We start from the raw sequence: 6,212 nt of genomic DNA on the forward strand, positions 1-6,212 counted from the left end.
TTGCCTGTTAAATGATAAAATAGCTATATTTAGTCATTTAATAGTCCAGTACAGTAAATGATATTTGAATCGTCATCGTCAACAGGCGCTGGTTTAATAAGTGCCCTCGCAAGCCTCACCGGCAGTGAAATAGAAAATGGCATACTTGTTTTTCCTGAAACCTTCGGTAAAGGCTATATGAAGTTTTACGATTTGGGAAGGCTAATGAGGGTGATGATAAACCAGGTTGTACTTAATGAAGATATCACACTTAAACGGACCGGGGCGCAGCAGGGTAAAAACGAGATAACGTTTAGCTTCCGCAATATTTTCCCTGATCAAAATAACAGGCAGTTGCCATCGGTACAGGTATCGTCATCGGACATCGACATAGAGGTTGTTGCCCTGGCCAATACCAGGATCAACACCATCCTTATTATTGTACATACCGATTTACTGAAAGACCTGTTCAATCAAAAAAATGAGAACACGCTGCTTCAAAACATCATATCGGGCAAACAGCCTTATTTATATGACGAAATTATTTCTGCCGAAATTCAGCAGGTAGCCGCCCAGATTATCGCCGCCGGCGTACCCGAGCCAATGGATAGTTTTTACATTAAACTAAAAGCCCAGGAAATGATCTACCTGTTTTTTGTGGAGCTGCTAAAACGCCGGCAGGTTGCCGGTTATTCGCTTAATGCGGCCGATGTTAAAATGATGTATTTAATAAGGGATAAATTAATAGAAGACCTGGGTACCAACCCTAATTTGTCGGAATTAACGCGGCTTGCCAACATGAGCGAGAGCAAAATGAACCGGTTATTTAAGCAGATCTTCGGCAATAGCATTTATGCTTATTATCAATTGGCCCGGATGATTGAAGCGGCCTATCTCATCAAAAAAGAAAAGCTTTCGGTATCCGAGGCCGGCTATCGGTTGGGTTTTACCAATCTGAGCCATTTTACCCGCATTTTTGAAAAGCACATAGGACTAAAACCAAAAAAATACGCCGCGGCAAGTATTTCACGATCTGATAATTTATAGAACCAATATTAGACAAGTGCAAGAAGAATACACTGCTACAGCTCCTGGGAATTAATATACAATTTTGCAGTATTGATGACTTTTAAAGCCATCAATACAAATAAACTATAGAAACGCTTAACAATCGCGCTGTTAACCTTCCGCGGTTTTACATTTTGGCGTATAATTTTGATTTCACTTCAAACTGCCCACTGTAAACTGCCCACTGAATTCATTAGCTTTACCACCGTAATTTTCCTTAAATTACGTTTCCTATAAAAACCAATTATGGATATCGCTTTTAATATTAATGAAGATATAAATAAGCAGCTTGTTTATGAACTAAACACCCGGCTTAAAAAAGTATACCTGGGCGGTGGCGAAAAGGCTGCTGCCAAACAAAAAGAAAAAGGCAAAATGCTGGCCCGCGAACGTGTGGCTTATTTAATAGATAAAGATAAACCCTGGCTTGAGGTTGGCGCTTTTACTGCCGACGGCATGTATGCCGAGCACGGCGGCTGTCCCTCCGGAGGCGTAATTTGTGGCATTGGTTATGTGTCTGGCCGGCAATGTGTTATTGTAGCTAATGATGCTACTGTTAAAGCCGGTGCCTGGTTCCCTATTACGGCCAAGAAAAACCTGCGTGCCCAGGAAATAGCCATGGAAAACCGATTGCCTATTATTTATTTGGTCGATTCGGCAGGGGTGTATTTGCCTTTGCAGGATGAGATCTTTCCGGATAAAGAGCACTTTGGTCGCATTTTTCGTAACAATGCCATGATGAGCAGTATGGGCATAGTTCAAATCTCGGCCATTATGGGCTCATGTGTGGCGGGTGGTGCTTATTTGCCTATCATGAGCGATGAGGCCATGATTGTGGAAGGTACCGGTTCGGTTTTCCTGGCGGGATCATACCTGGTAAAATCGGCCATTGGCGAGGATGTAGACAACGAAACCCTCGGCGGTGCTACAACGCACTGCGAAATCTCGGGCGTAACCGACTATAAACAGCCTAACGACCAGGCCTGCCTCGATTCCATCCGCAACATCATGAGCATGATGGGCGACTATAACAAAGCCGGTTTCGACAGGGTCAAACCTGTTGCTCCCAAGCTCGATCCTAAAGATATCTATGGGATACTGCCTGATAACCGCGAAAAGGCCTATGATATGATGGAAATTATTAAACGGTTGTTAGATGATTCGGCATTTGAACCTTATAAAGATGGCTATGGTCAATCTATCATATGCGGCCTGGGCCGCATAGACGGCTGGGCGGTAGGCATTGTAGCCAATCAGCGTAAAGTGATCAAATCAAAAAAAGGCGAGATGCAGTTTGGCGGCGTTATTTATTCCGACTCGGCAGATAAAGCAACCCGCTTTATCATGAACTGCAATCAAAAAAAGATCCCCTTAGTGTTTTTGCAGGATGTTACCGGCTTTATGGTAGGCAGCCGGAGTGAGCAGGGTGGCATCATAAAAGATGGTGCCAAAATGGTGAACGCTGTAGCCAATTCGGTGGTGCCCAAATTTACCATCGTAGTAGGCAATTCCTACGGTGCAGGCAACTACGCTATGTGCGGCAAAGCTTATGACCCAAGGCTGATCTACGCCTGGCCATCGGCAAAAATAGCTGTGATGGGCGGTGCGCAGGCGGCTAAGGTGCTGGTGCAAATGCAGTCGGCCGGGCTAAAAGCAAAAGGCGAAGAAATTGACGAAGTAAAAGAACAGGAGCTGCTAAAACAAACTACAGATAGGTATAACTCCCAAACCACCCCATACTACGCAGCAGCCCGGCTTTGGGTTGATGGCATCATTGATCCACTGGAAACCCGCAAAGTGATCTCCATGGGCATCGAAGCCGCTAATCACGCGCCAATTGAGAAAGCATTTAATGTGGGAGTGATACAAACGTAGGGGAAGGGAGTATCAAGTAGTTAGTATCAAGTATCAAGATTTTTCCGGAATCACGCTAATTCATTAACCCTATAAATCAAGGTTCAGACAAAAAAATGAACATAACAGTAGACGAAATTATATTGCTAACTGGCGGTACTTTTTTTACAGTTTGGGGAATTGGTAAAATAACCGAACGCAGTAAGCTTGTCAAAACAGGGGTTAAGGTAGATGGAGTTGTAATGGAAAATGAGTATGACGGTGAGGGCCGCGATGTTGGTACTTACTACCCTGTAATTAGGTATATCACTTTAGAAAAAGAGTGGGTAACTAAGAGATATGAAATTGGCAGCAGTCCGCCTGCGTTTAAAGAACGGGAAACGGTTAAAGTAATATACAGCCTGGAGGATCATGAATATTTTATGATCGATAACTGGCATAGTAAACTATTAGGGCCGGTGTTTATAATTGTGGGTTTGACTTTAATTATTAGCGTGGTTATTTATTTTATATTGCACCAATATTAACAGAGTAACCAATATGTTATTTGCCCTCAAAACTGCTATTGATAACAATGGAGTTCGCGTAATTTTGGGCATGCTCGGTTTTTTTGTTTTCGGGTTTGGCGTTATAAAAATATTTCTGCGTAGTCAACTCGTAAAAAACGGTGTCCGGGTTCTCGGTAAAGTAGTAAGGATAGATGAAAAGATGGATGGGGTAAAAAAAAGGTATTACCCGGTTTTTACGTATCAAACCATTAATAATGAAACAATAACCCGTAGTAGTTTGGTAGGCTATAGTATGACGTTATATAGCATTGGCGAACAGGTGAAAATTATCTACGATCCCACTGAAAAGGATAACTTTATAGTCGACAACCTTACAGGTAACGCTGTTGGTCATCTAATAGCTGCATGTGGTGTCATTATGATGCTTGTAGCCGTATTCTTTTAAAATCGTCACAACATAATGTCTAAATTCCTATCTTGAGGCATGAAAAAACTGTTATTCCCTTTATTACTGTTTTCATTAAGGCTATCGGCGCAAAATGCGCAGCAAATTCATCAAAAGGCTATTTTAATTGATACGCATAACGATGTTTTATCAAACGAGTTGATCACTAAATTTGACTTGGGCAAACGCCAAACTGAAGGTGATTTTGACCTGGTGCGGGCTAAAGAGGGCGGACTGGATGCGCAGATCTTTTCTATCTGGTGTGGTGAAAACTATGGCAAGGGGACCGCATTTGCTTTTGCCAACCGCGAGATTGATTCTTTATACGCGCTTATAAAACGCAACCCCGATAAAATTACCCTGGTACACAATAGTGCCGAACTAAAAAAAGCGGTGGCGCAAAAAAAACTGGCGGCGCTGATAGGTGTGGAGGGTGGTCATATGATTGAAGACCGGATGGATTACATCGATAGCCTGGCCAAGCGCGGCATGAACTATTTAACCCTCACCTGGAATAACAGCACCTCATGGGCAACATCTGCAAGAGACGAGGTTACCAAAAAAGATAGCCTGCCGCATCTTGGTCTTACAGACTACGGCAAACAGATAGTGAAGCACCTGAACCAACTGGGGGTTATGGTTGATGTGTCGCACGTGGGCGAGCGCACTTTTTATGATGTGCTGGCCACTACATCAAAACCCGTTATCGCATCGCACAGTTGCGCCTGGAGTATCGATCCAAGTCGCAGGAATTTAAAGGATGACCAGCTAAAGGCTTTGGCTAAAAATGGGGGAGTGGTTTGCCTTAATTTTTACAGCGGTTTTGTGGATAGCACCTATTCGCCAAAAGTGGCTGTGTTTTTGCATCAGCATAAAGCCGAACTGGATTCGCTTACCAAAATTTATAACGACGGCGATTTGGCCAACATCAGGCTGAATGTGATGTATAAAACGGAGTCGGACAAAATTCGCCCGCCACTGAGTTTGCTTATCCATCATATAGATTACATTGTAAAACTGATTGGGGTTGATTACGTGGGCATAGGATCTGACTTTGACGGTGCCGAATCCTATCCTTTGGGTTTGGATAGTGTAACTGATTATCCCAAGATCACCGAAGAATTGTTGAAGCTGAATTATTCTGAAAAGGATATCGATAAAATATTAGGTGGTAATGTGATGCGGGTGTTGAAGGCTAATACGGGCAAATGATGGCAAAGCGCTGACTATATTTAGCTTGTTAAATAGTGTTTAAAAACGTAAATTCGCATACATTTTTATAACAATGTCTGAAGAATTAGAACACGTAAAATGCCTGATCATTGGATCTGGTCCGGCTGGTTACACAGCCGCTATATATGCCTCAAGGGCCGATTTGAAGCCCGTAATGTACACCGGTTTATTGGCCGGTGGGCAACTTACCCAAACTACTGATGTAGAGAATTTCCCGGGTTATCCTGAAGGTATTATGGGCCCCGAAATGATGGAAGATTTCAGAAAACAAGCCGAACGCCTGGGTACCGAAATTCGTTTTGGTTATGTTAGTTCGGTTGATTTTACCAGTCTGCCACACAAAGTGGTGGTTGATGAAGTGAAAACTATTTTGGCCGATACCGTTATTATTTCTACTGGTGCATCTGCAAAATGGCTTGGCTTACCATCCGAGCAAAAATACAGCGGCTTTGGCGTTTCGGCCTGTGCTGTATGTGATGGCTTCTTTTTTAAAGGACAGGACGTAGCCATAGTAGGTGCCGGTGATACCGCCGCCGAAGAAGCAACGTACCTGGCTAAACTTTGCCGCAAGGTATACATGATCGTTCGCAGGGACGAGTTCCGTGCCTCAAAAGCGATGGTACACCGCGTGAAGAACACACCTAATATCGAGATCCTTTACAACACCGAAACCAAAGAAATTATGGGCGACGGACAAAGCGTAACCGGTGTTAAAGTGATTAACAACAGCACTAACACTGAAACTGACCTGGATGTAACCGGATTTTTTGTGGCGATTGGTCACCACCCCAACACCGATATTTTTAAAGGCTGGTTAAATATGGATGAAACAGGCTATATCATTACCCGCCCGGGATCAACAGAAACCAACGTTGAAGGGGTTTTCTGCTGCGGTGATGCCCAGGATCACATCTATCGCCAGGCTGTAACCGCAGCCGGTACCGGCTGTATGGCCGCCATTGATGCCGAAAGATACCTTGCTGCTAAAGAGCATGTGGTAACGGCGTAATAGAAGCCCCGGCCTCATCTTGAGGCTGTATCATAAATCATGATCAGCCTCTTTTTTATTACTAATGTTTTATTGCTGTAAATTCAAATATCTATTTATTGTTTAATTTGTTTTA

The 6,212-nt window shown here is 43.3% G+C and carries 6 protein-coding genes; all 6 read left to right on the top strand.

Annotation, left to right across the window (positions count from 1 at the left end; all coding sequences use genetic code 11):
- The first annotated feature begins 57 nt into the window (after positions 1 to 57).
- A complete protein-coding gene (locus FHS10_RS24285) occupies positions 58 to 1,026 on the top strand; it encodes an AraC family transcriptional regulator (RefSeq protein ID WP_259096098.1) in 969 nt (322 codons plus the stop codon).
- Between the two features lie 267 nt (positions 1,027 to 1,293).
- Entirely contained in the window at positions 1,294 to 2,922 is a 1,629-nt protein-coding gene (locus FHS10_RS24290) for an acyl-CoA carboxylase subunit beta (protein ID WP_259096100.1), read from the top strand.
- 95 nt (positions 2,923 to 3,017) lie between these two features.
- A complete protein-coding gene (locus FHS10_RS24295; RefSeq protein ID WP_259096102.1) occupies positions 3,018 to 3,428 on the top strand; it encodes a DUF3592 domain-containing protein in 411 nt (136 codons plus the stop codon).
- A gap of 13 nt (positions 3,429 to 3,441) precedes the next feature.
- Complete coding sequence (locus tag FHS10_RS24300; RefSeq protein ID WP_259096104.1) at positions 3,442 to 3,855, top strand: DUF3592 domain-containing protein; 414 nt, start codon at positions 3,442 to 3,444, stop codon at positions 3,853 to 3,855.
- Positions 3,856 to 3,894: 39 nt separating this feature from the next.
- Positions 3,895 to 5,067: a dipeptidase gene (locus tag FHS10_RS24305; protein ID WP_259096105.1), complete on the top strand. Its 1,173-nt coding sequence runs from the start codon at positions 3,895 to 3,897 to the stop codon at positions 5,065 to 5,067.
- Between the two features lie 73 nt (positions 5,068 to 5,140).
- Entirely contained in the window at positions 5,141 to 6,097 is a 957-nt protein-coding gene (trxB, locus tag FHS10_RS24310) for a thioredoxin-disulfide reductase (protein ID WP_259096108.1), read from the top strand.
- Positions 6,098 to 6,212 lie beyond the last annotated feature (115 nt).

It is taken from the genome of Mucilaginibacter dorajii (assembly GCF_024808255.1).
Lineage (GTDB): Bacteria > Bacteroidota > Bacteroidia > Sphingobacteriales > Sphingobacteriaceae > Mucilaginibacter > Mucilaginibacter dorajii.